Raw genomic sequence first — 1,811 nt, 5'->3', positions numbered from 1 at the left:
CTGGTCTCCGACCGCTGCGCGGAGCGCTGAAGATCACCAGCCGAACCCTCCAGGCCGACACGCCCCACCCTCAATCGCGCACCAAGTCGTAATGCCCAGGGCATGCTGACTCCTTCGCGGGAGGTGGGTTGGGACGCGCTGAAGGCCAGGAGCGGGAGGAGCGCTCGCGGCGGACCCGAGCATGCCAAATATGATGGCGAACCGAACAGTAGTCAACGCATCTGAACAAATTCGCGCACAGTGCGCCAGGTTGCGCCGTTTCTAGCCGTTCGGCCGCCCTCCATCGGCAATGCGCCGTGCGACCGCCGGGGCGGCGAGGGCAACCAGTACCGCGAGCACCGCGAAGCCACCCACCACCTTGGTAGCTGCGGCTGCGGAGGCAACGACCAGCGGGCCGCCCGCATCGCCGAGCTCCCGGCCGAGCTCGGCCGCGCCCATGGTCTGGCCCAGCCGCGCGGCGGCGAGCGAGAAGCACCAGTTTCCTTCGCATGCCCGAAACAACTGGATGCCCGACCCGGACCGAACGACGGTGCAGACGTCGCCGGACCACAGGTGGGTGGCCGGGGTGCCCCGGCCACCCACCTGTATGCGGCGGCACCGACCACGTCACCAGGCGTCAGCGCTACGCCCGGCACGGCGCCCCGCTCCCCCTGCCCGCCGAGGCGCACTACCCGGCCTGCCTGCTCGGGTTGGCCATCGCTCTGGGAGACGGCTGGGGCGCTGCGTCCGACCGCTGTCCCGGCTTGCCTGGGTGTTCGTTCGCTAGCATCCGCCCATGATCAGCGAGAATGCCTCCCCGACCGTTGCCCTTGCCCCGCTTGACGTGGACGATGCCGAGTTGCTGCACGCGTGGCGGTCCGAGCCGGTGGCCGCGCACGAGCTGTGCCACTGGCCGCGCCCGCTCTCGGCGATACGCGAACAGATCGAGCGCGACATCGACGACGCCGACCACGACGGCTTCCTCGTTCTGCTCCCGGACGGCACGCCGGTCGGCGCGGCAGCCCTGGCCGAGCAGAACATGTCCGATGGCACCGCCACGGTCCGTCTCGTCGTCGATTCGGATCATCGCGGCCGCGGCTATGGGCGCGCTGCCCTGGACGTCCTGGTCGACCTCGCGTTCGGCGAACTCCCGCTGCACCGCCTCGAAGCGCTCCCTCACACGGGCAATGCCTCGGCGCTCACCGTCCTTGCCCGTGCTGGCTTTACCCACGAGGGCGTCCGGCGGTCCGCCTGCTTCCACCGGGGACGGCGGTACGACATCGCGATGCTCTCCCTGCTCCGTCCGGAGTGGGAGGCGCTGGAGCGGTCGCGGTCCTGGGACCTCTGAGCCCGAATCCACCGACCTGATTCGTGAGTGATCAGATCCGGGGTTTGGCCGGGGTGACTGGGGGTGGGCGTGGGGTGTCTGCTGGTCTGCCCAGCTTTTCCACGTCTGCTCCGGTCAGGCCCTGTCGGGCGGGTGGTCGGCTTGTTGATCAGGCCGGTGGCGGGTGAGCGGCGTCGAAGAGGGCGGTGAACGCGTGCTGCCAGGGCCAGCGGTTGGGCAGGTGCAGCGTCAGTCGCCGGGCCGAACGAGCGATGCGGGCTGGAACGTGGATCAAGTGGTCGCGCAGGGTCGCGGTGGTGGCCCTCGCGTGGTGGCTCCCGGCGAGGGATCCGGCGGCCCGCAGCAGGTTGTGAGCGATGGCCCGCAGAGTCAGCCCCGCGTTGTTCGCCTGAAAGTTCCCGGAGGGCAGGTGGGCCAGCGTCGAGCCCTTGCCGTCCGCGATGACCTGCTCGACGGTCGCGTGCTGCCGGTGGTGGAGCTCGGC

General features: G+C 70.3%; 3 protein-coding genes. 1 reads left to right on the top strand and 2 read right to left on the bottom strand.

What is annotated here, in order from left to right:
- Positions 1–261: 261 nt before the first annotated feature.
- A complete protein-coding gene (locus AB0442_RS42340) occupies positions 262–582 on the bottom strand; it encodes a hypothetical protein (RefSeq protein WP_366168828.1) in 321 nt (106 codons plus the stop codon).
- Positions 583–775: 193 nt separating this feature from the next.
- Here AB0442_RS42340 and AB0442_RS42335 point away from each other — a divergent pair, with 193 nt between their 5' ends.
- Positions 776–1,327, top strand: coding sequence for a GNAT family protein (locus tag AB0442_RS42335; protein WP_366168827.1), 552 nt, complete (start codon positions 776–778; stop codon positions 1,325–1,327).
- A 148-nt stretch (positions 1,328–1,475) separates the two neighbouring features.
- On the opposite strand, the gene AB0442_RS42330 is transcribed toward AB0442_RS42335, so the two are convergent.
- Positions 1,476–1,811: transposase (locus AB0442_RS42330; protein WP_366168826.1), on the bottom strand; the 336-nt coding region annotated here is incomplete at its 5' end.

It is taken from the genome of Kitasatospora sp. NPDC085895, from assembly GCF_040702125.1.
Classification (GTDB): Bacteria; Actinomycetota; Actinomycetes; order Streptomycetales; family Streptomycetaceae; genus Kitasatospora; species Kitasatospora arboriphila.
This window is presented reverse-complemented; position numbering and strand designations above follow the sequence as displayed.